25 protein-coding genes and 1 tRNA gene are annotated in these 24,373 nt (G+C 61.3%); 3 read left to right on the forward strand and 23 right to left on the reverse strand.

The annotated features are described in order from the left end of the window. Nucleotides 1-42 precede the first annotated feature (42 nt). Entirely contained in the window at nt 43-864 is an 822-nt protein-coding gene (locus M2A_RS04100; RefSeq protein ID WP_045443336.1) for a ferritin family protein, read from the forward strand. Here the strand turns inward: M2A_RS04100 and M2A_RS04105 are convergent. The 19 genes from M2A_RS04105 to M2A_RS04195 all read right to left on the reverse strand — a co-directional run bounded on the left by M2A_RS04105 (nt 861) and on the right by M2A_RS04195 (nt 18,693). Further along, entirely contained in the window at nt 861-1,364 is a 504-nt protein-coding gene (locus M2A_RS04105; RefSeq protein WP_045443338.1) for an RNA pyrophosphohydrolase, read from the reverse strand. The two genes, M2A_RS04100 and M2A_RS04105, sit on opposite strands and share 4 nt — an antisense overlap. Further along, the gene (locus M2A_RS04110; protein ID WP_052379189.1) at nt 1,361-2,614 is read right to left on the reverse strand and encodes a divergent polysaccharide deacetylase family protein; all 1,254 of its coding nucleotides are present in this window, start codon (nt 2,612-2,614) and stop codon (nt 1,361-1,363) included. The genes M2A_RS04105 and M2A_RS04110 overlap by 4 nt, the downstream gene beginning before the upstream one ends. 52 nt (nt 2,615-2,666) lie before the next feature. Next, nucleotides 2,667-4,013, reverse strand: coding sequence for a S41 family peptidase (locus M2A_RS04115; protein WP_045443340.1), 1,347 nt, complete (start codon nt 4,011-4,013; stop codon nt 2,667-2,669). Further along, complete coding sequence (locus tag M2A_RS04120; RefSeq protein ID WP_052379190.1) at nt 4,013-5,374, reverse strand: murein hydrolase activator EnvC family protein; 1,362 nt, start codon at nt 5,372-5,374, stop codon at nt 4,013-4,015. Before M2A_RS04120 ends, M2A_RS04115 begins: the two co-directional genes overlap by 1 nt. Continuing rightward, a complete protein-coding gene (locus M2A_RS04125) occupies nt 5,361-6,938 on the reverse strand; it encodes a hypothetical protein (RefSeq protein WP_045443342.1) in 1,578 nt (525 codons plus the stop codon). Before M2A_RS04125 ends, M2A_RS04120 begins: the two co-directional genes overlap by 14 nt. A gap of 96 nt (nt 6,939-7,034) precedes the next feature. Then, nucleotides 7,035-7,511 carry a 23S rRNA (pseudouridine(1915)-N(3))-methyltransferase RlmH gene (rlmH, locus tag M2A_RS04130; protein ID WP_045443344.1) on the reverse strand — a complete coding sequence of 159 codons (477 nt, stop codon included), beginning with the start codon at nt 7,509-7,511 and terminating at the stop codon, nt 7,035-7,037. A 17-nt stretch (nt 7,512-7,528) separates the two neighbouring features. Continuing rightward, nucleotides 7,529-7,879, reverse strand: a complete 351-nt coding sequence (gene rsfS / locus M2A_RS04135) for a ribosome silencing factor (protein ID WP_045443758.1) — start codon at nt 7,877-7,879, stop codon at nt 7,529-7,531. A gap of 245 nt (nt 7,880-8,124) precedes the next feature. Continuing rightward, a complete protein-coding gene (egtD, locus tag M2A_RS04140; RefSeq protein WP_045443347.1) occupies nt 8,125-9,144 on the reverse strand; it encodes an L-histidine N(alpha)-methyltransferase in 1,020 nt (339 codons plus the stop codon). Nucleotides 9,145-9,184: 40 nt separating this feature from the next. Further along, nucleotides 9,185-10,594: an ergothioneine biosynthesis protein EgtB gene (gene egtB, locus M2A_RS04145; protein WP_244444375.1), complete on the reverse strand. Its 1,410-nt coding sequence runs from the start codon at nt 10,592-10,594 to the stop codon at nt 9,185-9,187. Nucleotides 10,595-10,803: 209 nt separating this feature from the next. Continuing rightward, nucleotides 10,804-11,058, reverse strand: coding sequence for a SemiSWEET transporter (locus M2A_RS04150; RefSeq protein WP_045443350.1), 255 nt, complete (start codon nt 11,056-11,058; stop codon nt 10,804-10,806). Continuing rightward, entirely contained in the window at nt 11,040-11,669 is a 630-nt protein-coding gene (locus M2A_RS04155) for a nicotinate-nucleotide adenylyltransferase (RefSeq protein ID WP_045443352.1), read from the reverse strand. Before M2A_RS04155 ends, M2A_RS04150 begins: the two co-directional genes overlap by 19 nt. Nucleotides 11,670-11,697: 28 nt before the next feature. Further along, entirely contained in the window at nt 11,698-12,981 is a 1,284-nt protein-coding gene (locus tag M2A_RS04160; protein WP_045443354.1) for a glutamate-5-semialdehyde dehydrogenase, read from the reverse strand. Between the two features lie 22 nt (nt 12,982-13,003). Next, nucleotides 13,004-14,125, reverse strand: a complete 1,122-nt coding sequence (gene proB, locus M2A_RS04165; protein WP_045443356.1) for a glutamate 5-kinase — start codon at nt 14,123-14,125, stop codon at nt 13,004-13,006. 23 nt (nt 14,126-14,148) lie between these two features. After that, on the reverse strand, nt 14,149-15,201 hold the full coding sequence (gene obgE, locus M2A_RS04170; protein ID WP_045443358.1) for a GTPase ObgE: 1,053 nt from the start codon (nt 15,199-15,201) through the stop codon (nt 14,149-14,151). A 105-nt stretch (nt 15,202-15,306) separates the two neighbouring features. Beyond that, nucleotides 15,307-15,849: a GNAT family N-acetyltransferase gene (locus M2A_RS04175; protein ID WP_045443361.1), complete on the reverse strand. Its 543-nt coding sequence runs from the start codon at nt 15,847-15,849 to the stop codon at nt 15,307-15,309. A 205-nt stretch (nt 15,850-16,054) separates the two neighbouring features. After that, on the reverse strand, nt 16,055-16,333 hold the full coding sequence (gene rpmA, locus M2A_RS04180) for a 50S ribosomal protein L27 (RefSeq protein WP_045443364.1): 279 nt from the start codon (nt 16,331-16,333) through the stop codon (nt 16,055-16,057). A gap of 22 nt (nt 16,334-16,355) precedes the next feature. After that, nucleotides 16,356-16,670 (reverse strand): 50S ribosomal protein L21, encoded by a 315-nt coding sequence (gene rplU, locus M2A_RS04185; protein ID WP_045443367.1) that lies wholly within the window; start codon nt 16,668-16,670, stop codon nt 16,356-16,358. A gap of 173 nt (nt 16,671-16,843) precedes the next feature. Continuing rightward, nucleotides 16,844-17,587: a CDP-alcohol phosphatidyltransferase family protein gene (locus tag M2A_RS04190; RefSeq protein ID WP_197052830.1), complete on the reverse strand. Its 744-nt coding sequence runs from the start codon at nt 17,585-17,587 to the stop codon at nt 16,844-16,846. A gap of 80 nt (nt 17,588-17,667) precedes the next feature. Then, nucleotides 17,668-18,693, reverse strand: coding sequence for a zinc-dependent alcohol dehydrogenase family protein (locus M2A_RS04195; protein ID WP_045443370.1), 1,026 nt, complete (start codon nt 18,691-18,693; stop codon nt 17,668-17,670). A gap of 152 nt (nt 18,694-18,845) precedes the next feature. On the opposite strand from M2A_RS04195, the gene M2A_RS04200 reads away from it, so the two are divergent. Further along, nucleotides 18,846-19,475 (forward strand): TetR family transcriptional regulator, encoded by a 630-nt coding sequence (locus tag M2A_RS04200; protein WP_052379192.1) that lies wholly within the window; start codon nt 18,846-18,848, stop codon nt 19,473-19,475. Nucleotides 19,476-19,569: 94 nt separating this feature from the next. Then, nucleotides 19,570-19,659 (forward strand) — tRNA-Ser (locus M2A_RS04205). A 225-nt stretch (nt 19,660-19,884) separates the two neighbouring features. Here M2A_RS04205 and M2A_RS04210 read toward each other — a convergent pair. Genes M2A_RS04210 through M2A_RS04220 form a run of 4 tightly spaced genes read right to left on the reverse strand, consistent with a single transcriptional unit; the run spans nt 19,885 to nt 24,329 of the window. Further along, complete coding sequence (locus M2A_RS04210; RefSeq protein WP_045443373.1) at nt 19,885-21,873, reverse strand: SGNH/GDSL hydrolase family protein; 1,989 nt, start codon at nt 21,871-21,873, stop codon at nt 19,885-19,887. An 11-nt stretch (nt 21,874-21,884) separates the two neighbouring features. Beyond that, nucleotides 21,885-23,726: a carbamoyltransferase family protein gene (locus tag M2A_RS04215; RefSeq protein WP_045443376.1), complete on the reverse strand. Its 1,842-nt coding sequence runs from the start codon at nt 23,724-23,726 to the stop codon at nt 21,885-21,887. A gap of 24 nt (nt 23,727-23,750) precedes the next feature. Next, nucleotides 23,751-23,900: a DUF5989 family protein gene (locus tag M2A_RS18130; RefSeq protein ID WP_197052831.1), complete on the reverse strand. Its 150-nt coding sequence runs from the start codon at nt 23,898-23,900 to the stop codon at nt 23,751-23,753. Between the two features lie 9 nt (nt 23,901-23,909). Beyond that, the gene (locus M2A_RS04220) at nt 23,910-24,329 is read right to left on the reverse strand and encodes an SxtJ family membrane protein (RefSeq protein WP_045443378.1); all 420 of its coding nucleotides are present in this window, start codon (nt 24,327-24,329) and stop codon (nt 23,910-23,912) included. Nucleotides 24,330-24,373: the final 44 nt, after the last annotated feature.

Here is a 24,373-nt window from a genome sequence, read left to right on the forward strand (position 1 = left end):
TGAGTATAATCGTGCGTTAACGATTGAGACGGGTAGCCGACCATGGGTCATTGGACATTAGACGATATCAACTGGGACGCTTTTGAAGCGGACGCGGTCGATCCTGATATCTTGGCCGCGGTCAAGGCGGCGGCGATGGTGGAATATAATGCCGCCGACTATGTGACTTATCTGTGTAACGTCTTCGCCGAGCACCCGGACATTCAGGAGACGATCCGCCAATGGGGCGCCGAAGAAGCACAGCACGGCAAGGCGCTCTCGGCCTGGGCGGAGCTTGCCGATCCGGGCTTCACTTTCGATGAGGCTTTTGCCCGTTTTCAGACGATTTATTCCATCCCCGTCGATGCAACCGAAAGCGTGCGCGGCAGCCGGGCGGGGGAAATGATCGCGCGCTGCGTGGTGGAAACCGGCACCTCTTCTTTTTATACCGCCATCAAAGACGCGGCGGACGAACCGGTGCTGAAGGAAATCGCAACGCGTATTGCCGCCGACGAATTCCGCCACTACAAACTTTTCTATGATGTGCTGCGCAAATTCGAGGGTGAAGAACCCTCGCTCTGGGCGCGGGCGAAGGTGGCACTCGGCCGCTTGAGCGAGGCCGATGACGACGAGCTTGCCTCGGCCTATTACGCCGCCAACACGCCAACGGATGGCAGCACACCTTATAGCCGCAAGCGGTTTGCCGCAGCTTACGAACTGCGCGCGCTCACTCTTTACAAGCGCCATCACACGGACCGGCTGGTCTCCATGATCGCAAAAGCCATCGGCATGCATCCGCATGGGCGCGTGGTGCGCACGCTTTCCCCGGTTGTCTGGAAGGTGATGCAGTATAAGCGCCGCCGCGCCATGGCGGCTGCGGCTTAAGCGCCGGCCAGCGTTAGCGCGCGGAACTCGGCCACCACCTGTTCATAGACCGGCCGTTTGAAGGGCACGATGAGATCGACCAGCTCGTCGATATCGGCCCAGCGCCATTCGCTGAATTCCTGTTCTTCATGCGCCATGATGTCGATATCGCTATCCACGCCGGTAAAGCGCATGGCGAACCATTTCTGCTCCTGGCCGCGGAATTTTCCTTTCAGCCCTTTGCCGATGAGTTCCGGCGGCAGATCGTAGCGGAACCATTCGCGCGCCTCGGCGATGATCTTGGCCTTGTGCGTCCCGGTCTCTTCCTGCAATTCGCGGAAGGCGGCATGTTCGGGCAGCTCGCCCTTGTCGATCCCGCCTTGCGGCATCTGCCAGTGATTGCCGGCGGGCAGGCCTTCCCCGGCCAGCCGGTTGCCGATCCACACTTTGCCTTGCTTGTTCAGGAGCATGACGCCGACGCAAGGCCGGTAGGGCAGTGTGTCCGCAAGGGCAGGGCTCATTGGGTCTTTTCCATTTTCCGTTTCACCGCAGCGCTTACCGGGATAAGCGTGATCCCGGCCTCTTCCAGGGTTTGCGTCCATTCCAAGGCCTTTTCGACCGTGATGGGAAAGCCGGACCCGGTGCCGATCGCGGTGCCCTGTTTTCCGGCATCTTCGGTTAAGTTGTCCAGCGACGTTTCGATGATGTTTTCGCGCAAGGCCGGGTCGATCAGCCGGTCGCCGCTTGCCCAGGGCATGGCGTTTTCAGATGCCAGTTCGCCCGCCACCGAGCGGCGGCCGACGCCTGCATCGATATAGAGAAGGCCGCGCGCCGACAGCGCCTCGATAATCGGCATCATCGCCCCCTTCTCCGCCGTAAAGCGCGCGCCCTGATAAGGCAGGACACCGACATAGCCGGTAAAGCGGCTGAGCAGCCAGTCAAGCCGGTCGAGGTTGTCGGCGGCGCTCGCCCCTGTCAGCAGCGTGTAGGGGCCGGGGTCGTTATTGGGATAATCGAAGGGCTCCATGGGCAGTTCCAGCAGCACTTCATGGCCGTCCGCCCGCGCCTCGTCGATCCAGCGCTGCAGATTGCGCCCGTAAGGGGCAAAGGCGAGGGAGACTTCGGCGGGCAGTTTTTCTATGGCGTTCGCCGTCGCGCTTTCCGAAATGCCGAGCCCGCCGATGACAAGGGCGGCGGCGGGGCCTTCGATGGGCTCTTGCGGGCGGGCATAGGCCTGCCAGGGCCGTGTGCCATCGGCGCCGATCACGGGCAGGGGACCGTATTTGCTTTCCTTGGTCAGCGCCTCGATCGGGGCCTTGGCGAGCGCCCGAGCGGCTTCTTCCTGGGCTTTCTCGGCCCCTTCTTCGGGCTCAGGCTCCTGGGGGATGAGCGTCTCTGCAGGCGCTTTTTCTGCCGCCGGTTCTTCCGTCTTCTTTTCCGTCAGGGGCATGGGCGGGGGCAGGTCGGGCCCGGCCCGGCGCAGCAATTTGCTTAAGTCTTCGCCTTCGCTCGTGCGCTTGCCATTTGCCGGCGGATCGGGTTCCGGGCCGAGCGCGATAATGATTTCCGGGCTTTTTGCCTTTTCCGGCTCGCTCAGCGCCAGCCAGCCTGCGAGCGCGGCATAGACCAGCGCCACGGCCAGCGCGGTGACGAGCAACGGGCTGAAGCGGCCCTGGCGTTTTGCCAGCGCGCGCCGCTGCTGGAGCCTTTCCTTAAGCCACGGGTCCTGTCCGGCGGTTTCCTCCGCCGCGTTATCGTCGTCCGTGGACATTATGGCCTCTTTGCGCGTCTTGCGTTACCGCTCAAGGCGCAGCCCCGTCTTGTCAATTGGCGGTGCCTTGCTCCACACCGGCATTGGATTTTGCCTGCTTGTTGGCTGCGGCCTGTGCGCTTGGTTTCTTGCCGTTCAGAAGGTCGATGGCATAAAGCAGCTGTGTATCGTCTTCCTTGTTGGCCGGCACGTAGGAAGAAGAGCCCGAGGCTTCTTTTTCCTCGCCTTCTTCGGAGGTCAGGTGGCCGCGCAAAGATGCCTCGCCCGTCACGCGGCGGTTTTTCTCTTCCTCGGTTTCCTGGCGCACGATCAGATCGGGATCGATACCTTTGGCCTGAATGGAGCGGCCCGAGGGCGTGTAATAGCGTGCCGTGGTCAGGCGGATGGCGCCGTCCGAGCCGAGCGGAATGATGGTCTGAACCGAGCCTTTGCCGAAGGAGCGCGTGCCGATAACGGTGGCGCGGCGATGATCCTGCAGCGCCCCGGCAACGATTTCGGAGGCCGAGGCGGAGCCGCCATTGACCAGCACCACCACGGGCCGCCCGCCGGTCATGTCGCCGCTGCGCGAATTGTAGCGCTGTGTGTCTTCCGAATGGCGCCCGCGTGTCGAGACGATTTCACCCTGCTCGAGGAAGGCGTCGGAAACCGAGATCGCCTGGTCGAGGAGGCCCCCCGGATTGTTGCGCAGGTCGATGATATAGCCTTTCAGATTGGCGCCGATTTCTTTCTGCAGCGCCGTCACCGCTTCATCGAGGCCGCTCGAGGTCTGCTCGTTGAAGGTCGTGACGCGGATATAACCGATATCGCCTTCGCGCCGGTAGCGCACGGATTTGATGGTGATTTTGTCGCGCGTGATGGAAATATCGAAAGGCTCGTCCCGGCCTTCGCGGATGATGGAGAGCTTGATGCTCGTGCCGACCGGGCCGCGCATTTTTTCCACCGCTTCCGACAGCGACATGCCCATGATCGGTTCGTCGTCGAGATGCGTGATCAGATCGTTCGGGCGCACGCCGGCTTCCGACGCGGGGGTTTCGTCGATGGGCGTGACGACTTTGACGAGGCCGTTTTCCATCGTCACTTCGATGCCCAGACCGCCGAATTCACCGCGGGTCTGCACCTGCATGTCGCGGTAGTTTTTCGGGTTGAGATAGCTGGAATGCGGATCGAGCGAGGAGAGCATGCCGTTGATCGCATTGTCGATCAGCGAGGCATCATCCGTTTCTTCCACATAATCGGCGCGCACGCGCTCGAAAACGTCGCCGAAGAGATTGAGCTGGCGGTAGGTTTCCGAGTTCGCGGCGTTGGCCGGCGTCTCCTGGGAAATGGGCTGAAGAGCGAAAATGGCCAAAGTGGCCGAAAGAGTGCCAATGGCAAAACTGGCAAGTATCTGCCTCTTCATTATCCTCGCGCCTTTCTTTCACTCAGGGCAAACCAGGGTTTGGGGTCTATCGGTTCGCCGTCCTTACGGAATTCAATATAGAGGGTGGGTTTAACGTTTCCCTTTAACGCAGCATTTTTTGCTTCGGACCCTGCCATCTGCCCCAACGGCTCGCCCGCCAGCACCTGCTGGCCGACCTGGGTGTCGATTCGCTCCAGGCCCGCGAACAGCAAATGGTATCCTTCGCCCACCGACAGGATCAAGAGTTGCCCGTATCGCCGGAAGGGTCCAGCAAACACTATTTTACCGTCAAATGGGGCAGTAATTTGCGCATCGGGACGGGTCTTGAGCGATAAACCGCGATTGCGCCCGCCTGCGCCGTCATTTTCGCCGAAAATCTTCGTGATTTCGCCATGGGCGGGCAGGCGAATTTGCCCCCGCGCTTTCGAAAAAAGCCTGTTTTGTCCTGAGATGAGCGGCCTGCCGGAGGGCAGGGAGGCCAGTTGCCGGTCCTCGTCCGCAGGCGCCTCGGGGCCGGCTTCTGCCGGGGAGAGCGGTTTTGAGGCCGGGGCCTGGAGGCGGGCAGAGGGGCGGACAGGGCGCGCCTCGGGCAGGCGGTGGGCGGCGCGGGCTTCCAGTTTTTCGATCAGTTCGCTCAAGGTGCGCGCTTCCTGGGAGAGGCGGGCCACTTCCTCGCGCTCGGTTTCAAGGCGTTCGTCCAGTTCGGCCTGGGCGGTGAGCTTGGCGGAGAGCAGACGTTCCAATTCCTGCTGCTCGGCGGCAAGCGCGCCGCTGGCATCGGAAAGCGTTTCGCGCTCTGCCAGAATATCCTGGCGCACCCGGCGCAGCTCATCGAGGCGGGCGCGGATTTCGCGCGCCTCCGCTTCAAGCTGCGGCACCAGCGTGCCCAGCACCATGGCCGAGCGCATGGCGCCCAGCGCGTCGTCCGGCTTGACGGCAAGGGCGGGCGGGGGATTGCGGTCGAGGCGCTGGAGGGCGGCCAGCGTTTCGGCAAGGTCTTTGCGCCGGGCGCTAAGCTGGGCGCGCAGCACCGCCTCCGCCCCGACAAGGCCCGTCAAGCGGTCTTCGGAAAGCGTGACGTCTTCCTCGCGCGCCTGCACGCGGGCGGCGGCCTTGATCAATTGGGCCCGCAATTTGGCGACTTCCGCGCGCAGCTCTTCGGCCTGCGCTTCCAGCATGACCTGGCGCTCTTTGGCGGTGCCCAGTTCCTTTTCGATGGATTGCAGCGCTTCGGGGTCGGGCGCGCGCTCCTGGGCGGAGGCGCCGCTCCCGGCGGCATGAAAGGCGAGCACGGCGAAAGCGCCAGCCGTCAAAAGGGAAAGGCTGCGGGAACCGGCTGTCTTGTGCCTAAAGCGCGGCACGAGGCGAGGTCTCCTCATCGGTCAGTATGAGCGAGGCGCCGGTCATGCCGGCCGGAGGATCGACGCCCAAAAGGCCAAGCAGGGTGGGCGCGACATCGGCAAGCGTGCCCGGCCGCAGCGGCGCGGCCCCGCCCTCTCTCCCGCGCACCAGCACGAAGGGGACGCGGTTCGTCGTATTGCCGGGATAGATATCGCCGGTTTCCGGGTCCGTCATTGTCTCCGCATTGCCATAGGTCGAGGTGATCAGCAATGTCCCCCCGCGTTTTTCCAGCTGAGCGGCAATCTTGCCGAGGCATTTGTCGATCACTTCGGCGGCCTTGCGGGTCAGCGTAACATCGCCCGTCCGGGCGGCAAGGCTGACATTGGCGAAGTTGAGCACGATGACGTCGTGCGACTTCTTCTTGATCGCTTTCACGGCCTCGCCCGCCATGTCGAGAGCGGCAAGTTCCGGCTTCTTTTCGAATTTCGTGCGCGGCGGCGGTTCCATGATCTGGAAGGTTTCGCCGGGCAGCAGGTCCTTGCGACCGCCCGTCTGATAAAGGCGCGCCTTGACGGCGATGGCCGGATCGGCGAGGTGAAGCTGGCTGAGCCCGGCTTCGGCCAAAGCTTCCGAGAACGAGCCCGTCAGCGTCTCCATGGCGAAAAGGGGCTGCACGGCGCCGTCCAGCGGCGGCATCAGCTCGTAAAGCGAGTATGCGCCGGCAAGGTCCGCGCGGCCCTGGCGCTCGAACAGGGAAAAATCATCGCTGGTAAGCGCGCCCATCAGGGATTGGAAGCCGTCGGCGCGCAGGTTCATGAGCAAAATCGCATCGTCCTGCCGGATGCCCCGGTATTGCGTATGCACGCCGGGGGGAACGAGATGGGGCGGGATACCCTTGGCCTCATAATCGGCGACATGGGAGGGGCCATGCTCGATTTGCTCGCCCAGCCCATGCACGATGGCCTCATAGGCCGCAGGCAGGCGCTCGCCGATACCGACGCCGTCCATCACGTAATTGCGCCCCATGACGGTGGCCAAGCGCGCGTTTTCCGCCCCCGCCAGGTCTTCCATCAGCTCGGCCATGTAATCGACGGCCTTGACCCGGTGACTGTCCACCCCGTCGGCAAAGGCATGAACCCAGACGTCGAACCCTTCATGGCTCAAAAGCGCTGCCAGCACGGCCAGGTGATATTGATGGGAATAATTGGCTGCCGGCGAGGCGATGCCGAAAAGATGTACCGATCCGCCCAGCCGCCGTAGCCGGGCGAGCATGTCCTGCAGCACGGGGTGGGAGGCAATGTTGCCGCCGCCATCGGCGATGAACGTGTCGTGGATGATCTGCGCGGGCCGTGTGACGGGCCGCCCGAGGCCGAGCACCCGGTGCCCGGTTTCGCCATTGCCCGCTTCGCCCGGTTTCATGCCGACCGCCTCGCCGCTTGCCGTTAGCGCGGTGCGTGCATTGCGCGCTGACAGCCGGTCGTAGATCGGCGTCTTGGCGTCGGCCAGTACGTTGCTGCTGCGGTCTGGATTGAGCCCCCAGCCGTCAATTACAGCAAGAACGAGCGGGTGTGCCGGATGGGCCATATTCGGAAACGACTCACAGATTTGGAAGTGCCGGGCAACTTAACCAAGCACCGCAGGGCTGTCCATATTTCCCGGTTTACCCTGGCCCCGCCCGCCTCAGGGGCGGTGGTAAGGATGGCCGGCCAGAATGGTGACGGCGCGGTATAGCTGTTCGGTCAGCATCACGCGGGCCAGCATATGGGGCCAGGTTTGCGGCCCGAAGGCCAGCGTTTTCGCGGCCCGCTCGCGGATTTGCGGGGAAAGCCCGTCCGCCCCGCCGATCAGAAAGGCCATATCGGCGGTGCCGCTGTCGCGCTCCCGGCCTATCCAATCTGCAAATTTTTCACTGCCCATCGCGCCGCCGCGTTCATCCAGCGCCACGATCAGCGCGGTCTCGGGAATGGCGGCAAGCAGCTTTGCCGCCTCGCGCTCTTTCAGCCCGGCGCTTTTGTTCTTTTCTTCGACTTCGGTGAGGTGAAACCCCGTCAGGCCGAGCCCCGGGCCGAGGGCGGCAGCGCGTGCCAGATAATCGGAGCAAAGTTCCTGCTCGGGCCCGGCTTTCAGCCGCCCGACACAGCCCAGAAAAATGCGCATCCGCTTTCAGCCGTCAGTTAATTGACGGCGACATGTTCGGCTTCCACATCCGCCGACCACATTTTTTCCAGCTTGTAGAATTCGCGTACTTCCGGCCGGAAGATGTGCACGATGACGTCGCCGCCATCCATCAGCACCCAGTCGCCTTGCGTGAGCCCTTCCACGCGAGCCGTGCCATACCCGGCCTCTTTCATCCGGCGCAGCAAATGATCGGCGACCGCGCTGACATGCCGGTGCGAGCGCCCGCTCGCCACCACCATGTGATCGGCGATTGCCGTTTTGCCTTGCAGATCGATCGAGACGATATCCTCGGCCTTGTCATCGCCGAGACTTTCGAGAACCACGTCAATGAGGGCCCGTTCGGGCATCTGGCGCGGTTCCGCGGCCTGATTTTTCGCCGCGTTTTTACCGGTGTTGGACACGGCGGCATCGAAGCTGCCTGCCGGTGTACTCGGGGCATCAAAGCCCGTCCTGTCCATGCTCAGGAGTATGTTCCTTTCCCTTGGGTACAAGATCGCCGGCAGCACCTGCCGCCCGGCGGGAGCATCTCTAACGCTAGAGGCGCTCTATGCCAAGAATATGACTGTTGGCGAGTGAGATTCAACCGGCCTGATCAGGCTGCGACGTTTAGCCAGTGAAGGCTGAAATAGTCGTTTTCATCCGTCCAGACGGTATCGGCGGCAAATCCGGCCTTTTCGGCGAGGCGGGTAAACTCTTCCACCGTGTATTTGTGGGAATTTTCCGTATGTAGCGTCTCGCCTTTGGCGAAGGGGTAGCGCGTGCCGCCCAGCTCCACGGCCTGATCGCACAGGCTCTCCAGATGCATTTCGATGCGGCCTTTTTCTTCGTTGAAAAAAGCCTTGTGCATGAAATTGTCCGGCTCGAGGACGGCGCCGAGCTCGTTTTGCATGCGCTTTAAGATATTGAGATTGAAGGCGGCGGTGAGCCCGGCTGCATCGTTATAGGCGGCATCGAGCACGGCTTTGTCTTTTTTCAGATCGACGCCGATGAGCAGCGCCCCGCCTTTGCCGAGCATGGCGGCGATGCGGGAGAGAAAAAGCTCTGCCATTTCCGGCGAGAAATTGCCGATGGTCGAGCCGGGCAAAAAGCCGAGGGCAAGACCGTTGCCGATCGCTGCTTCCGGCGGCAGGGTGAGCGGGGCGGTAAAGTCCGCGCAAATGGCGCCCATGGCGATGTGCGGATAATCGGCGGCAAGCGTGCGCGTTGCGCCGAGCAGATGCTCGCGGCTGATATCGATGGCGATATAGGCGGCCGGTTCATCCAGCGCATCAAGGAGCGTGCGGATTTTGACCCCCGCGCCTGAGCCATATTCGATAATGCGCGTACCCTTGCCCGCTTTCTCGGCAAAGGCGGGGCCCAGTTTTTCCAGCAGCGCGATCTCGGTGCGGGTCACGTAATATTCGCGCGTTTCGCAAATGCCTTCGAAAAGCTCCGAGCCGCGCTGGTCGTAGAAATATTTCGGCGAGAGTGTTTTGGGCGCGCTTGCAAGGCCCGCGCTCGCATCGGCCAGAAAGTCGCCGAGCGGCGGCTCAAGGTCTTCGAAAAAAGCAAGATCCGCCGGCGCCCGGTTTTCGCGTGCTGGTTTTTCGCGCAGATCGAGAGAAGCATTCATAACGGATCGGTTCCTTGAGGGGCCTTTAAAAAGGGGACGGTTAAAGGTCGCTTGCCAGACGCAGGCCGGAAAATTGCCAGCGGGCGGCGGCGGGAAAGAAATTGCGGTACGTGGCGCGCATATGCCCGTGCGGGGTGGCGCAGCTTCCCCCCCGAAGGACCATCTGATTGCACATGAACTTGCCATTATATTCGCCGATGGCTCCGCTCGGCGCGCGGTAGCCGGGATAAGCGCTGTATGAGCTTGCCGTCCATTCCCAGACATCGCCGAAAAGCTGCTGCGGGCCATCGCCTGCTGCGCTTGCCGCCGACATGTTTACCGCTTGCGGGTGGATGATGGGCGCCGCGCCGCCATCGCGCTGAGGCATCAGGAAATTGCCCTCAAGGGGCAGGCCGCGGGCGGCGACTTCAAGCTCGGCTTCAAGCGGCAGGCGCGCGCCTGCCCATTCGGCATAGGCGGCCGCTTCATAAAGGCTGATATGGGTGACGGGGGCGTTCTCATCGAGCGGCACCTCGCCGTGCAGCGTGAACTCGCGCCAGGACCCGTCATCGGCGCGGCGCCAATAAGCCGGGGTCTGCCAGCCGCCTTCGCTTACCGCGTTCCAGCCATCCGAGAGCCAGAGCGGCGCGCGCTGATAGCCGCCCTCTTCGATGAAGGCGCGGAACTCGCCATTGGTGACGGGCCGGCTTGCGAGGCGGAAGGGGCGCAGCAGAATTTCATGGCGCGGGCCTTCATTGTCGAAACTGAAACCGGCCGGGTCCATGTCGCGGCCGATCTCGTAAATGCCGCCGCCGAATTCGCTCCAGCTCAAGGCGGGCGCGGAGGCGCTTTCTCCAGGCGGCGTATAAAGCGCGGGCGAGAGCGGGTTTTGCGCCAGCACATGTTTGATGTCGGTGCAAATGAGTTCCTGATGCTGCTGCTCGTGATTGAGGCCGAGCGTGATGAGCACGGCAAGCTTCTGCCAGAGCGCGGCGCCTGCTTCTTCCATCAGCTCCAGCATCGCCCCGTCCACATAGGCGCGGTAGTCCATCACTTCGGCCACCGTTGGGCGGGAGAGAAACCCCCGGTGAGGGCGCAGCCATTGCGGGCCGACCTGCTGGTAATAGGAATTGAAAAGCAGGTCATACGTCTCGTTGAGAGGGCGGTAGTTTTTTGCGTGGGGCTTCAGCAAGAAGGTCTCGAAGAACCAGCTTGTATGCGCCAAATGCCATTTCGTCGGGCTGACATCGGGCATGGTCTGCACGACCATGTCTTCGGGGGCGAGCGGAGCGGCCAGCGCTTCGCTGTCCCGGCGCACGGTCAGATAATAGGCGCGCATCGCCTCGCGCTCGTTCAGATCGGCAGGGGGCGTGCGCTGGGCTTTCAGCGCGGCAACGCCGCCGGTGCTTTTTGGGGCGCGCGCTCCGCGCTCCGCTTCCGATTCGATATGTGGCTGTGCTGGCCCTGGCATCTACCCCTCCCTCCAGCCGCCTGTCCGGCGGAACCGTTCTCTATTTAGTCCATCACGAGTGAATGTCAGGTGTCCATCACCGTTTCGTGAAAAACGGTTGCGCGCAGAATGGGTTCCGGGGAACCAAAGCGCCGCATCGCCTGCGCGCTGCGGTCCATAAGGGGTTGCTGCGTGCCGGCTCTGTTGTCAGGAAATGGCAGGAGGGAGGATCAACCGAACCTGAATTTCGCCACCAGAACGGCGCCTGCGAGAACCAGCGTCACGGAATTGGCGATGATGAGCGGCAAGTCGCCTGCAAGAAGCCCGTAGATCAGCCAGAGCACGATGCCGAGGCACATGGCCAGAAACATCAAAAGCGAGACATCGGCGGTGGAGCGGGTGCGCCAGGCGCGCAAGACCTGGGGAAGGAAGGCGAGCGTGGTCAGCGTGCCAGCGCTCATGCCGATCAGCGTGATGGGGTCCATGCGGTTTGTCCGGAACGGGCGCGCGCGGCGCGGATTTCTGTAGCGGAGGCCGGGTGCTCCGGTCCCTCAATAAAGGTCAGCGCGGGCGCTTTGACAAGCGGCAAAAGTGCCGCGTCCGCCGCCTCGAGCCGGTAGGGCGCGAGATACTGCGCGGCTTTGGAGAGGCGTGCCTTCAAGGTGAAGCCGGGGCGCGGGTAAACGGCGATCGGCACGGTGCGGGCGATGGTTTTCCAGTCCCGCCATTTCGGAAACTGCACCATATTGTCCGCGCCCATTAGCCAGATGAAATGGACATGAGGGTGGCGGGCGGTGAGTGCCTTCAGGGTATCTGCGGTGTAAGCGGTGCCGAGGCGCCGCTCGATATCGGTAACGCAGATGCGCGGGTGGTCCGCCGCTTCGCGCGCCGAGGCAAGGCGCGCTTCGAGGCTTGCCATGCCGGCTTTGTCTTTCAGCGGATTTTGCGGGGAGACGAGCCACCAGACGCGGTGGAGCTGCAGCTTTTCCATTGCCATGAGGCTGAGGTGGCGGTGGCCTTCATGAGCGGGATTGAACGAGCCGCCCAGAAGGGCGACCTTCATGCCGGGCGAAAGCGCTGGCGTGGCGGTGCGCATGGGCAGCTCGTGTCCTTTGCGGGGTGGCTCAAGGGCGCGTCTGGCCTTTGCCGCGCACCACATATTTGAAGCTCGTGAGTTGCTCGACACCGACCGGCCCGCGCGCATGAAAGCGGCCCGTTGCAATGCCGATTTCCGCGCCCATGCCGAATTCGCCGCCATCGGCAAATTGGGTGGAGGCATTGTGAAGGACGATGGCGCTATCGACCTCGTTCAAAAACTTCTCGGCGGTTTTCTCGTCCGAGGTGACGATGGCATCGGTGTGATGGGAGCCATATTTGCCGATATGCTCGATCGCCTCGCTCACGCCATTGACGACCTTGATAGCGATAATGGCATCTAGATATTCGGTATACCAATCATCTTCCGAGGCTTGCTTGGCGGCGCTCACTTCCGCGCGCACCGTATCATCGCCGCGCACCTCGCAACCCTTTTCCAGCAGCGCCTCGATGATGGGGCGCAGATGCGTGCCTGCGCAGGCGCGGTCCACCAGCACCGTTTCCGCCGACCCGCAAATGCCGGTACGGCGCATTTTGGCATTGACCACGATGTCGCGCGCCATGTCGAGATCGGCAGCCCCGTCCACATAGACATGGCAGACACCGTCGAGATGGGCGAAGACCGGCACGCGGGCTTCCGTTTGCACGCGCTCGATGAGCCCGCGCCCGCCGCGCGGCACGATCACGTCGAGCCTGCCGCCGAGCCCGCGCAGCATCTCGCCGACGGCGGCGCGGTCGCGGGTGGGGACAAGCTGGATCGCCGCTTCGGGAAGACCGGCGGCCGAAAGCCCCTCTACAAGGCAGTCATGGATGGCATGGCTGGAATGAAAGCTTTCCGAGCCCCCGCGCAGGATCGCCGCATTGCCCGCCTTCAGGCAAAGCGCGCCCGCATCGGCGGTGACATTGGGCCGGCTTTCATAAATGACGCCGATCACCCCGAGCGGCACGCGCACGCGCTCTATGCGCAGCCCGTTGGGCCGTTCCCAATCGGCCATGATGTCGCCGACGGGATCTTTCAGCGCGGCGACGGCTTCAAGCCCCTTGGCAATGCCTTCGATGCGCTCTTCATCGAGCGCCAGACGGTCGAGCATGGCGGCGGTCAGGCCCTTTTCGCGGCCGAAGGCCATATCGCGCGCATTGGCATCGAGAATGTCATCGACATTGGCGCGCAGCGTCATGGCGGCGGCGAGCAGGGCGGCGTCTTTCGCCTTCGATGGGGCAAGCGCCAAAAGCTCGGCGCTGGCGCGGGCCTTGCGGCCCACTTCTTCCATCAGTCCGGCGACATCGGCGCTTTGGTCTTCGGCCATGCTCATCTGCTCAACCCGTCTTTCGCGTCTATCTCTTCGTTAAAACCAGATCGTCCCGGTGGATCATGGCGGTGCGCCCACGATAGCCCAGCCGGGCTTCGATTTCACTGCTGTTATGCCCGATGATGAGTTGGGCATCCTCGCTGGAATAAGCAACAAGGCCGCGGGCGATTTCCCGGCCCTCGGCGGTTTTAACCATAACGGCATCGCCGCGCTCGAAATGACCTTCCAGCGCGCTCACCCCGGCGGGCAGGAGGCTGCGCCCGCTCTCCAGCGCTTTGGCCGCGCCCGGATCGATGATCAGTTTACCGCGCGGCTGTAGCGAGCCCTGGATCCAGCGCTTGCGGGCGGAAGCGGGGCTTTGATCGGCGAGGAACCAGGTGGCGCGCGCGCCCTCCTCGATGGCTTTGAGCGGGGCAAGAACATGGCCGCTTGCAATCACCATCTGACAGCCCGCGCTTACCGCGATCTTGGCCGCTTCGATTTTGGTTTTCATGCCGCCTTTGGAAAATTCGGACCCGGCATCGCCCGCCATGGCTTCGATTTCCGGCGTCACGGCGTTGACGACGGGCAGGTGTTCGGCGCCGGGCATATGGGGCGGAGCGGTGTAAAGCCCGTCAATGTCGGAAAGAAGGACCAGGCAATCGGCGCTGATCATGGTGGCGACGCGGGCGGCGAGGCGGTCATTGTCGCCGTAGCGGATTTCGGTGGTGGCGATCGTGTCGTTTTCGTTGATGACGGGCACCGCGCCCAATTTGATCAGTGTCGTGAGCGTCGAGCGGGCATTGAGATAGCGCCGGCGCTGCTCGGTATCATCGAGGGTGAGAAGCACCTGGGCGCAGGTCGCGCCGTGTTTTTTCAAGGCTTCCTGAAAGGCATGGGCAAGATGAATTTGCCCGGCCGCCGCCGCCGCCTGGCTTTCTTCCAGTTTCAATGTGCCCTTGGGCAGGCCGAGCGCGCCGCGCCCGAGCGCGATTGCGCCGGAGGACACGATCACCACTTCCTGGCCGCGCGCGCGCAGCCGCGCCACATCTTCGATCATGCTGGCGAACCAGCTTTGATTGAGCGCGCCCGTGGCCTTGTCCGTCAAAAGGGCGGAGCCGATCTTGACGACGACGCGTTTGGCTTTGGTGAGGCGCTCTTCGTTCATGGCTTCTGCTCTGGCCTTTGCGCCTAAGGGCGCCAGCCTTGCTGTTGTTCTTCGCTGGCGGCGGTGTCTTCTTTCAGCGCCTTGCGCCGTGCTTTGCGCACTTCGCCGAGAAGTTTGTAAAGCACCTCTTCGACGCCTTGGCCGGAAACGCCGGAAAGGCGCATGGGCTCTTGCCCGCTTGCCCCGGCCAGCGCCTTGGCGCGCTCTTCTATCACATCCTCGGTCAAGGCATCGCATTTGTTGAGCGCCAGGATGACGGGCTTTTCATCCAGCCCGTTGCCATAGGCTTCAAGCTCGCCGCGGATGGTGCGGTAATCGCCCGCCACATCCTCGCTCGTGCCATCGACGAGATGCAGAAGAATGGCGCAGCGCTCCACATGTCCGAGAAAGCGGTCGCCGAGCCCATGGCCTTCATGCGCGCCTTCGATAAGGCCGGGAATATCGGCCAGAACGAAACTCTCACCGCCTGCCTGCACGACGCCGAGGCCGGGATTGAGCGTGGTGAAAGGATAATCGGCGATCTTCGGGCGCGCGCGGCTGACGGCGGCAAGGAAGGTGCTCTTGCCCGCATTGGGCAGGCCGACAAGGCCTGCATCGGCGATGAGTTTCAGACGCAGCCAGATCCATTTTTCCGTGCCTTCCTGGCCGGGATTGGCGCGGCGCGGGGCCTGATTGACCGAGCTTTTGAAATAGGCATTGCCGAAGCCGCCATTGCCGCCTTTGGCAAGAACGAGCTTCTGACCGACCTCTGTCATGTCGCAAAGAAGGGTTTCGCCGTCTTCCTCGAAAACCTGCGTGCCCACGGGCACTTTCAAAACGATGTCGGCGCCGTTTGCGCCGTGGCGGTTGCGGCCCATGCCGTGGCCGCCGGTCTTGGCTTTGAAATGCTGCTGGTAGCGGTAGTCGATGAGGGTGTTCAGCCCGTCCACGCATTCGACGATGACATCGCCGCCGCGCCCGCCGTCACCGCCATCGGGGCCGCCGAATTCGACATATTTTTCGCGCCGGAAAGACACGGAGCCCGCCCCGCCGTCGCCGGAGCGGATATAGACCTTGGCCTGATCGAGAAACTTCATGTTCTTTCCGTCGGTTCTGCCCGTTGCAGGCTCGTTCGCCGTGCGGCAGGCGTTGCTTCCGGGCCCTTGCGCGGGGCAAAGACCCGGAAGTCGTGTCAAGAAGCCTTAAGCGGCGTCCTCGGTCAAGAGGTAGTCGCTCAAGGTCTGTTCAAGCAAAAGACAGCGCACCTCTTCCTCACGCGCGGAAGAGTAGCGCATTTCCTCGCCCACATAGCGAAAGCCGGCCTTTTCCAGCACCCGGCCGGAGGCGGGATTGTCGGCGAAATGGCCGGAGATGAGGCGGCCCAGTTTCCAATCGGCAAAGGCATGTTTGACGAGAAGGCGCGCCGTCTTCGTCGCGATGCCCCGGCCCCAATAGGGCTGGCCGATCCAGTAGCCGATCTCCCAGCCCGCTTCCTTCAGGTGATGGTAGCCGGTGGCGCCCACAAGCTCGCCCTGCCAGACGATGGCACGGGGAATGTCCCCCTCCTGCTGGATGTCGGGATGAGAGGCGATCCACTCGCGCGCGTGATCGATCTCGTAAGGGTAGGGCACACGGGTGAGCATGGAGACGATGTTCCAATTATTGATGAGGCCGGAAAGGCGCGGCGCATCGGCCATGGAAAACGGTCTTATGGTCAGCTCGCCCGATTTCAAAACGGGTATCATAGTCCCTCCTCCCCCTGCTGGTTCCTCTTCGGCCTGGCAAGGCATGTGGCCCGCGGTTTGGGTTTGCGGGGCACCTGGGTTTCATTTCAGCGCCTTTCGGGCGCCATTTGGGCAAGAGGGAATAAAAAAGAGGGAGATGGCGGTCCCATCTCCCTCTTGATCCGATGTTCTCGCCATCCGCAGATGGCGGCATCCATCTGCTAAATTAGTCTGCGGCCTGAGCCGGCGTGCCTGCCGGGAGCACGTTCACGAAGGTGCGGCCGTTCTTGCGCATGCGGAACGACACCGTGCCTTCGGTCACTGCAAAGATCGTGTGGTCTTTGCCGATGCCCACGCCTTCGCCGGGATGCCATTTGGTCCCGCGCTGACGCACGATGATGTTGCCGGGGATCACGCGCTCGCCGCCGAATTTCTTGACGCCGAGGCGCCGGCCTGCCGAGTCGCGCCCGTTACGGGACGAACCGCCTGCTTTTTTGTGAGCCATGGGTCTCTCCTAAAACGCCTGATTAACCGGCAATATTGGTGATCTTCAGCACGGTCTGGTGCTGGCGATGACCGGCCTTGCGGCGGTAGTTCTGACGGCGTTTCTTCTTGAAAACGATGATTTTGCGGGCACGGGTCTGGTCCACGACTTCCGCCGTGACCTTGGCACCGTCCACGAGAGGCGCGCCGATCTTGGTCTGGGCGCCTTCGCCGCCGAGCATCAGTACCTCATCGAGTTCAACGGTCGAACCGGCTTCAGCGGCCAGTTTTTCCACCGTGATCACGTCGTCTTTCGCGACTTTGTACTGCTTGCCGCCGGTCTTGATGACTGCGAACATGGGATGTCATCCATTCCAAAGAGAAAAAGCGGGCAAAAGGCCACTTTTGGCCCGCCCGTGAATTGGCGGGCACTATAGCCGCCCGCTTCTATGTGTCAAGCAGGGGCAGGGGAGAATCTGCCTCTATGGCGCAGATTTCGGGCTTTAAGCGGGGTGGCGCGCTTTCGCGGCCCTTAGCGGCGCCAATCGAGGGCGGAGCGCCAGAGGCTGAGCCCGGCAAAATAAAGACTGACCGCGAGCCAGAGCCCTAAAACCGCCGATTCGGTCAGAAGCGGGGTGGGGGCAGGCCCCTTGCCGAACCAGACGAGGAAAACCGCGCCCGCCGCCCAAAGCGCGGTGAGCGGCAGCGTGAGCGCGCGCCATTCGCGCACCCGGAAAGGATGGATGAATTTCAGCGGCACAAAGGTGAGCGCGCCAAGGGCGAGGATCAGCGCCAGATTGAAGAGCGCGCCGGTGGAAAGCACATAAATGTAAAGGACGACGAGGTTCCAGAGGGCGGGAAAGCCTTGGAAGTAATTATCCGCCGTCTTCATGTCCTTATTGCCGAAGCAGTAAAGCGAGGTTGCCATGATGAAGGCGGCAGCAGGCAGCTCGAAAGGCTCGGGCACGAGCGCGAACCGCGCCACCATCAGCGCCGGAATGACCGTATAGGTCAGATAGTCGATGACGAAATCCAGCACCGCGCCGTCAAAGCGGGGGGTATGGGTGAAGACATCGACCTTGCGGGCAAGCGGGCCGTCCAGCCCGTCGATGATCATGGCGACACCGAGCCAGATCAGGCCCATGCGGAAATCATCCCGCATCACCGCATCGATGGATAAAAGCGCGGGGATGACGCCCGAGGCGGTGAACCAATGGGCAAAGCGCGCGGCGAAGCGGTTTTGTTTTGTGGTCTCTTGAATTTTCCGGTCCTGCACGACGCTTGCCCCTCTACGCTCCCCAGTGCCCGTGAATAGACCACAGGCCGATGGGCAACGGAAAGGGGCGTGTGCGTCCCTCAGGCGGCGATTTCGACGCCGATCTTGCCCATATGGTTCTGGGCCTGAAGCGCGCTGAGGGCGGCGCGGTAATCTTCAAGCGCATAGGTGCTGTCGATGAGGGGGCGCAGGCCCGTGGCCGCGATGGCCCGGGTCATGGCCTCGAATTCCTCGCGGTTGCCGATGCTGATGCCTTCGATGCGCGCGCTTTGGGCATTGATGAGGGCAAGCAGGACTTCCGCCGAGGCGCCGGAGACGAAGCCGACAAAGCCGATGAAACCGCCGGGGCGGATGGCAAAAAGCGATTGCTGGAAGGTCTCGCCGCCGCCGATCTCCACCACGATGTCCACGCCGCGTCCTCCCGTCACCTCGAGCGCGGCGCCCGCCCAATTGGGCTCGGCTTTATAATTAATGGTGTGATCGGCGCCGAGGGCGCGGCCCTTTTCCAGTTTTTCGTCCGATGATGAGGTAAGGATCACGCGGGCGCCGGCGGCTTTGGCAAATTGCAGGGCAAAGAGGGAGACGCCGCCCGTGCCTTGCACAAGCACCCAGTCGCCAGGCTTTACCTTGCCGCGCGTGACGACGGCGTTCCAAGCGGTCAGCCCCGCGCAGGGAAGGGCGGCAGCTTCCATATAGCTGAGATGCGGCGGGACCGGCGCCACGCCTTCTTCGCTCAGCTTCACATATTCCTGGGCGATGCCTTGATAGCGCGGGCCGACAAGGGTGCTCGCCGAGGCCTCGCGGGTGATCGGGCCAGAGCGCCAGTCCTGATAAAAGAGCGGGGCGACGCGGTCGCCTTTTTTGACGCGGGTAACCGCCGCGCCCGTTTCCACCACGATGCCCGCCCCGTCCGACAGCGGGGTCAGGGGCAGCGGGAAATCCGCCCCATAACCCATCATGCCCGTCAGGTAGATGATGTCGCGGTAATTCAGCGTCGCCGCCTTCATTTCCACGATCACGTCGTTCGGGTCGGGCTTCGGGCGGGGGCGCTCGCTCAGGCGCAGATTTTCCAGGGATTGGCTGGTGTGAAGTTCCAGGGCTTTCATGTCTCTCTCCATTAAATTCCGACCAGTCGGTATTTAATGGTCCAGAGCGCAGCTTTAAAGAGGAAAACGACCCACGGGTCGGAAAAACTTTCCCCGCCAAATCAGCCTGTTATGGTTCTTGCCTTAAGAATCTGTCCTGAAAGGGAGACATCATGGCCCGCGCACAGCGCTCTGGCTGGAAGAAGATGCCCGAAGAGGTGCGCCGCGCCGCGATCCTGGCGGCGGCAGGCGCGGCTTTCGGTGAGCTCGGCTTTGAAAAAGCCTCCGTTCAAGACATTGCCGAGCGGGCGGGGCTGACCAAGGGCGGGGTCTATTTCCATTTCGAGAGTAAAGAGGCGCTGCGCACGGCGCTTCTCAAAGGCGTGGCGGCGGAGGCGAGCGCCGTGCTCGCCCGTGTCGAGCCTGGCGTGGGGGCAGAGGATCCGGCGGCAGCGCTTCTCGGGCTGATGGAGGAGATGGCGCGCGCCCTTGGCGGGGCGGGCATGAGCGCGGTCAAGCTGATGGAGCTTGCAAACGGGGAAGGGGGCGAAGGCCGCGCCGCGCTGATGGCGCTTTATGTCGCCTTTCACGGCGCTTTGGCGGATCTCATCGGCGAGGCGCAGGCGGCAGGCAAAGCCACGCGCCGTCTGCCGCCCGCAACGCTTGCCCGTCTTCTTCTTGCGGTTTTCGACGGGCTGCACATGCAGGCCGAGCTTGTTGCCGAGCAGATCGACCGGGCCGCCGGGGTGCCCGCGCTGCTTGAGGCGGCGGTGCGCAAACTTCTTCTGGAAGAGGCGGCATAGCGGGCTTGTGCGCGGATGCGCGCCACGTTACATTCCGCGCCGTTTCCAGCGCCTGACCAGCGCGGCCCGCGCCACAGCAGGCTCGAAACGCTCCGGAGAGGTGGCTGAGTGGTTGAAAGCACCGCACTCGAAATGCGGCATAGGGGCAACTCTATCGGGGGTTCGAATCCCCCCCTCTCCGCCACTTAATTTATATATCTTGTTGATTTTTCAGAGATTTCTGTGCGATTGCCTGTTTTCACCCAACACTTCGGCCTTGGTGGGGGCCTTTTGAGCTTGTTTTAGAGGGGGGCTTGTCCCTTGGTCGCAACTTGCCAGCTCCCGTCAGGCAGTGGCGTTTGCAGCATTAGTGCTTCAATTCGGCGCGGCATGCGGCCACGAACCCCATCCCTCTTCATTTAGCCTTACATCAGCGCAACTTGATTTCTTGCGATAGGACTTCAAGCTTAGGGTAAATCTGTCTCGGTTCGTAAATCGAGATTTCCCGTACCTTGATACGGGACACGCCGTCAGCACTGGCGTTCGTCACCAACAAGGGGCCGCTTCGCTGGCCATTTGCTGGAACGGTAAGCCAAACACTCTGCCAGCTTTCCGACTCCGTGATCGGAGGGGTGATATTTATCCATTTGGCCCGATCCTCGGTCAGAACGCCGAATTGGACCGAACCGTTCTCGACTTGGACATCGAACCGGACCCTGTAGGGGATGCCGCTCTGCGCTACTTCTGGCAGCGACGCTTCCGCAGAATAGGCGTTCTGCTCAGATTTCGTCGTAAGCGAGTACACGCCGTTGTTCAGTTTCATCAATGCCCCCGGCAGTGGCATGAAGTTTGTCAGTGGTCCGCTCAACGTCGCCGCTCGGTCTTCGCCACAGTCGATCTCAACTGTACGAATGTTCTTGGGAACCGGGGGGCCTGACGTCTCTCGGGCTGAACGAGGGTACCTTCCTTCCTGAATGTCCTTCTCAAGGACCGAGATAAGCTCCTGCAGGACGATCCAGGCGCGCAGTCTGACGCCGCCGTATGTCTGGTGAATGGCATCGACGAAAAGGTCAGGATCGGAAGGATAAAGAGCGGCGACGTCAATGAATTCGACGTCCTCATGTTGCTGCGCGTACTTAGCAAAGACTAAGTTTTGGAACGCGGCAAGACGCTCCATCAGTTGATAGCTGTAGGGATAGAAGCCAACATTCAGGTACCGGTGTATGGACTGATGCCGAACTGGATCGAGCTTCATCCCGTCCTCGACCAGCCACTTGAATGATGTCATGACAAATTGTGCATCTGAATGAGCGGCTGCTTTGCGGATGTCCTCAAGGTCGTTCAGGATCGTCGGGAGATTGATTGGGAGGTTTGGTGACTCAAGGTCGGGATCTTTCTCGTCGACGTCCGCAGGCCAAACTACGTTCAGTTCCGGCTTGTCCTCTTCCGCTCCAGGATCTTTTGCGAAAATCCTCGTAAGCTCTTGAACCCGTCGGGCCACGGCAGAATATTCGGCTAATGCGTCTAGAAGGTCCTGCGTGGCCTCGGACTCTAGACCGGTCCGGCGGGAGGGCAGATCGCCTTTGACGATGGAGCCGGGCCAGAACTGGTTGGATCCCTCGTAGTAGAGTATGTAGTCCGGATCGAGCGGTAGAGCCTCTGAGCGCACCACGCTGGCGATATCAGTAGAATTGATTCCTTCCCGTCCAAAATTCATGACCTCAAATTTGATGTCATAGTTCTTAACCTGCGCCCACAGGTTTAACCAGTGGTTTAGCAGTTCGGGATAGGAGAATGGATAACCGTGGCTGTGGACGGTCGTCGAAGCGCCGACGACGGCTATGCGAATCGTACCTAGTTCTTTTTTGAACGCGATGTCGGGTCCGCGAAGCCCGTACTGGTTGGTACGTAACCCCATGGGGGTTCGAGAATTAGGAATGAATCTGTACCGTGGGTAAGGGGTACCGTCCTCTGCGCTGAAAACGAATAAATAACCAGGGAAACCGCGGAAATATGACTCAAGCTGAGGGCTGCCGCACTCTAACGATTGAACGAAATTGCTGTTCCATAGCTTGAAAAAATCAAAGGACGCTGTTCCCTGCAAACGTGTGTCGTAAACTTTTTTCCAATCAGCCGGCGTTGCTCGTTGGAACGGTGCCGGATCCTCGGAAATAAACCAGTCCCGGGAAACTCCGTCAGAGAGTGCTACGTTCTTGGCATGCTCAAAGGCGGCATCGTAGTGTGTGAGTGGTTGGCTTTGGGGGGTGGGCGCGTTGCTCCGGGGTAATTTTAGCTGGGATATCGGATAGTTGTCTATGACGCGGATAGCGACCTCCCCCAGCGCTAGGGAGACGCTCATCGCCATCAAGACGGTAGCCAAGCCGCCGACTGTGTTGTGAAGAAAGGTTCTCACGCCCATGAGGTCGAGCCTTAGTCGAGTTCGAAGATGTCTTTGTAGTCCTGCTGCAGCGACGGATCTTGGTCCTCTTTGCGGAGGAAGCAGTTGCCGACCACCAGAACCTCGATCTCGGTGCCCATGAAGCAGCGGAAAGCGTCCTCGGGCGTACAAACAATCGGTTCACCACGGACGTTGAAGCTAGTGTTTACAAGCATGCCGCAGCCCGTGCGCTGTTTGAATGCGCTTAGCAAGGTATGATAACGCGGGTTGGTTTCCTTGTGCACCGTCTGGACACGCGCGGAGTAGTCGACGTGCGTGACAGCTGGAATTGTTGAGCGTGGCACGTTCAGTTTGTCGATGCCGAAAAGCTGCTCCTCCTCTTCTGTCATGGCGCGCCGGTGTTCCTCGCGGACCGGGGCGACGATCAACATGTAGGGGCTTTCGCTATCTAGGTCGAACCAATGCGAGGCATCTTCTGCTAGAACGCTGGGTGCAAACGGGCGAAAGCTTTCACGGTACTTCACCTTTAGGTTCAGCAGCTTCTGCATATTCGGCGAGCGCGGGTCGCCCAGGATGGATCGACCGCCCAGGGCGCGCGGACCGAACTCCATACGTCCTTGCATCCAGCCTACAGCCGAACCGTCCGCCAGTGCGGCGGCTGTGCTCTCGTACAGGCGGCTGTCGGAAAGGACCTCGAACTTAGCTCCGGCAGCCGTAAGTCGACGTTCGATGTCGTCCTGCTCGAACTCTGGGCCTATGTAAGAGCCCCGCATGGCATCTTGCTTTGTCGGATCGACGGTCCGTTCATTCTCGCCGAAAAGGTAATAGCCTGCCAAGGCGGCGCCGAGTGCACCGCCGGCGTCGCCTGCGGCGGGCTGAATCCAGATGCTCTCGAATATGCCCTCGCGCAAAATCTTGCCGTTGGCCACGCAGTTCAGCGCCACGCCTCCGGCGAGGCAGAGGTTCTTTGCACCGGTCTCCTTAGCGGCATTGCGCGCGAGCTTGAGAACGACCTCTTCAGTAACGGCCTGGATGGACGCCGCCATGTCCATGTGAAACTGCGTCAGGTCTTCGCTTTCCGGCTTGCGCACAGGGTGGCCGAACAGTTTTGCAAAGTGATCGTTGACCATTGTCAAGCCGGTGCAATAGTCAAAATATTGCTGATCTAGCCAAAACGAACCGTCATCTCGCACGTCGATAATCTTGTCGAAGAAGGTGTGGGCGTACTTCGGTTCACCGTACGGAGCTAAGCCCATGACTTTATATTCTCCGGAGTTCACCTTGAATCCAAGATAATAGGTGACGGCGGAGTACAGCAGGCCGAGTGAATGCGGGAAATGAATCTCCTTCGCAATATGAAGCTCGCTACCCTTACCCATAGCGAACGACGTTGTCGTCCATTCGCCGACGCCGTCCATGGTAAGCACGGCGGCTTCTTCGAACGGCGACGGAAAGAACGCCGACGCGGCATGTGAAAGGTGGTGCTCTGCAAAGAGGAGTCTGCTCTTCCACTCGAAGTTCTTGGAGATCGCTTGCAACTCGTCGCGGATTAGATCCTTCTGAAAAAGCTTTTCTCGAAGCCAAACCGGTATGGCCATCTGGAACGACTTGAAGCCTTTCGGGGAAAAAGACAAATACGTTTCAAGAAGTCGCTCGAACTTCAAAAAGGGTTTGTCATAGAAGACCACCTGATCCACGGCCTTGAGGCCGCACCCGGCGGCCTCAAGGCAGTAGGCGATGGAGTTCACTGGAAAATCTGAGTCGTGCTTGCGCCGCGTGAATCGCTCTTCCTGAGCGGCGGCGATGACTTGACCATTTTCGACCATTGCTGCCGCACTGTCGTGATACAGCGCGGAGATACCCAGGATGCGCATGCTCCCCCCCCAGAGGAAACGGGATCAGAAGATAGTATAGATGAACGGAGCGACCGCCGAACCCTTGGTAAGAACAATCAGGCCGCCGAATAGAAGCATCACCACCATTACCGGGATAAGCCAGTACTTCTTCCTGGCGCGAATGAAAGAGAAGATCTCAAGAAGAAAGGACATGGTGTTATCCTAGTATTGGTTTTTCATGGACGACCCCGAAGGCTCACCGGCACCGCGGACGCGCCAGTAACTATCGCCCGGCGGCGCCATCTTAAGGTGCAGTGGGTCCTTGCCCATGAGCCGCATGAGAAGTCCGATGGGCATAAGAACAACGAAGAACATAAACCCAAGCGTGAGCGGCGTGACTAACTTGTGCAGAAGGAGCCCCAGCTTGAACCAGACGACGTTCAGTGGCTTCAGCCCTGAAGGGAATAGAAGGGCGAGAGCGAGGAACGCTGCGGCAACCCCGATTGCCCAAAGGCGCGGCAACTCGCCGTAAAGGACAGGTACTACGGCAATGACTGCGAAGACTACGGTAAACACTATGCCAAAGGATTTCTCCGACCCCATTGTCGCATCGGTTTCTTCCCGCCGATCTTCATGCATCATGTCGCACTGCCTTATCTCCTCGTGGTGTAAACCGAGTAGTGTAA

This window comes from Tepidicaulis marinus (assembly GCF_000739695.1).
Taxonomy (GTDB): domain Bacteria; phylum Pseudomonadota; class Alphaproteobacteria; order Parvibaculales; family Parvibaculaceae; genus Tepidicaulis; species Tepidicaulis marinus.

What these genes read in the sequence shown, in the direction of transcription:
- M2A_RS04100 (WP_045443336.1), top strand. Translation starts at nt 43, where the DNA reads ATGGGTCATTGGACATTAGACGATATCAACTGGGACGCTTTTGAAGCG.
- M2A_RS04105 (WP_045443338.1), bottom strand. Translation starts at nt 1,364, where the DNA reads ATGAGCCCTGCCCTTGCGGACACACTGCCCTACCGGCCTTGCGTCGGC.
- M2A_RS04110 (WP_052379189.1), bottom strand. Translation starts at nt 2,614, where the DNA reads ATGTCCACGGACGACGATAACGCGGCGGAGGAAACCGCCGGACAGGAC.
- M2A_RS04115 (WP_045443340.1), bottom strand. Translation starts at nt 4,013, where the DNA reads ATGAAGAGGCAGATACTTGCCAGTTTTGCCATTGGCACTCTTTCGGCC.
- M2A_RS04125 (WP_045443342.1), bottom strand. Translation starts at nt 6,938, where the DNA reads ATGGCCCATCCGGCACACCCGCTCGTTCTTGCTGTAATTGACGGCTGG.
- rlmH (WP_045443344.1), bottom strand. Translation starts at nt 7,511, where the DNA reads ATGCGCATTTTTCTGGGCTGTGTCGGGCGGCTGAAAGCCGGGCCCGAG.
- rsfS (WP_045443758.1), bottom strand. Translation starts at nt 7,879, where the DNA reads ATGCCCGAACGGGCCCTCATTGACGTGGTTCTCGAAAGTCTCGGCGAT.
- egtD (WP_045443347.1), bottom strand. Translation starts at nt 9,144, where the DNA reads ATGAATGCTTCTCTCGATCTGCGCGAAAAACCAGCACGCGAAAACCGG.
- egtB (WP_244444375.1), bottom strand. Translation starts at nt 10,594, where the DNA reads ATGCCAGGGCCAGCACAGCCACATATCGAATCGGAAGCGGAGCGCGGA.
- M2A_RS04150 (WP_045443350.1), bottom strand. Translation starts at nt 11,058, where the DNA reads ATGGACCCCATCACGCTGATCGGCATGAGCGCTGGCACGCTGACCACG.
- M2A_RS04155 (WP_045443352.1), bottom strand. Translation starts at nt 11,669, where the DNA reads ATGCGCACCGCCACGCCAGCGCTTTCGCCCGGCATGAAGGTCGCCCTT.
- M2A_RS04160 (WP_045443354.1), bottom strand. Translation starts at nt 12,981, where the DNA reads ATGAGCATGGCCGAAGACCAAAGCGCCGATGTCGCCGGACTGATGGAA.
- proB (WP_045443356.1), bottom strand. Translation starts at nt 14,125, where the DNA reads ATGAACGAAGAGCGCCTCACCAAAGCCAAACGCGTCGTCGTCAAGATC.
- obgE (WP_045443358.1), bottom strand. Translation starts at nt 15,201, where the DNA reads ATGAAGTTTCTCGATCAGGCCAAGGTCTATATCCGCTCCGGCGACGGC.
- M2A_RS04175 (WP_045443361.1), bottom strand. Translation starts at nt 15,849, where the DNA reads ATGATACCCGTTTTGAAATCGGGCGAGCTGACCATAAGACCGTTTTCC.
- rpmA (WP_045443364.1), bottom strand. Translation starts at nt 16,333, where the DNA reads ATGGCTCACAAAAAAGCAGGCGGTTCGTCCCGTAACGGGCGCGACTCG.
- rplU (WP_045443367.1), bottom strand. Translation starts at nt 16,670, where the DNA reads ATGTTCGCAGTCATCAAGACCGGCGGCAAGCAGTACAAAGTCGCGAAA.
- M2A_RS04195 (WP_045443370.1), bottom strand. Translation starts at nt 18,693, where the DNA reads ATGAAAGCCCTGGAACTTCACACCAGCCAATCCCTGGAAAATCTGCGC.
- M2A_RS04200 (WP_052379192.1), top strand. Translation starts at nt 18,846, where the DNA reads ATGGCCCGCGCACAGCGCTCTGGCTGGAAGAAGATGCCCGAAGAGGTG.
- M2A_RS04210 (WP_045443373.1), bottom strand. Translation starts at nt 21,873, where the DNA reads ATGGGCGTGAGAACCTTTCTTCACAACACAGTCGGCGGCTTGGCTACC.
- M2A_RS04215 (WP_045443376.1), bottom strand. Translation starts at nt 23,726, where the DNA reads ATGCGCATCCTGGGTATCTCCGCGCTGTATCACGACAGTGCGGCAGCA.
- M2A_RS18130 (WP_197052831.1), bottom strand. Translation starts at nt 23,900, where the DNA reads ATGTCCTTTCTTCTTGAGATCTTCTCTTTCATTCGCGCCAGGAAGAAG.
- M2A_RS04220 (WP_045443378.1), bottom strand. Translation starts at nt 24,329, where the DNA reads ATGATGCATGAAGATCGGCGGGAAGAAACCGATGCGACAATGGGGTCG.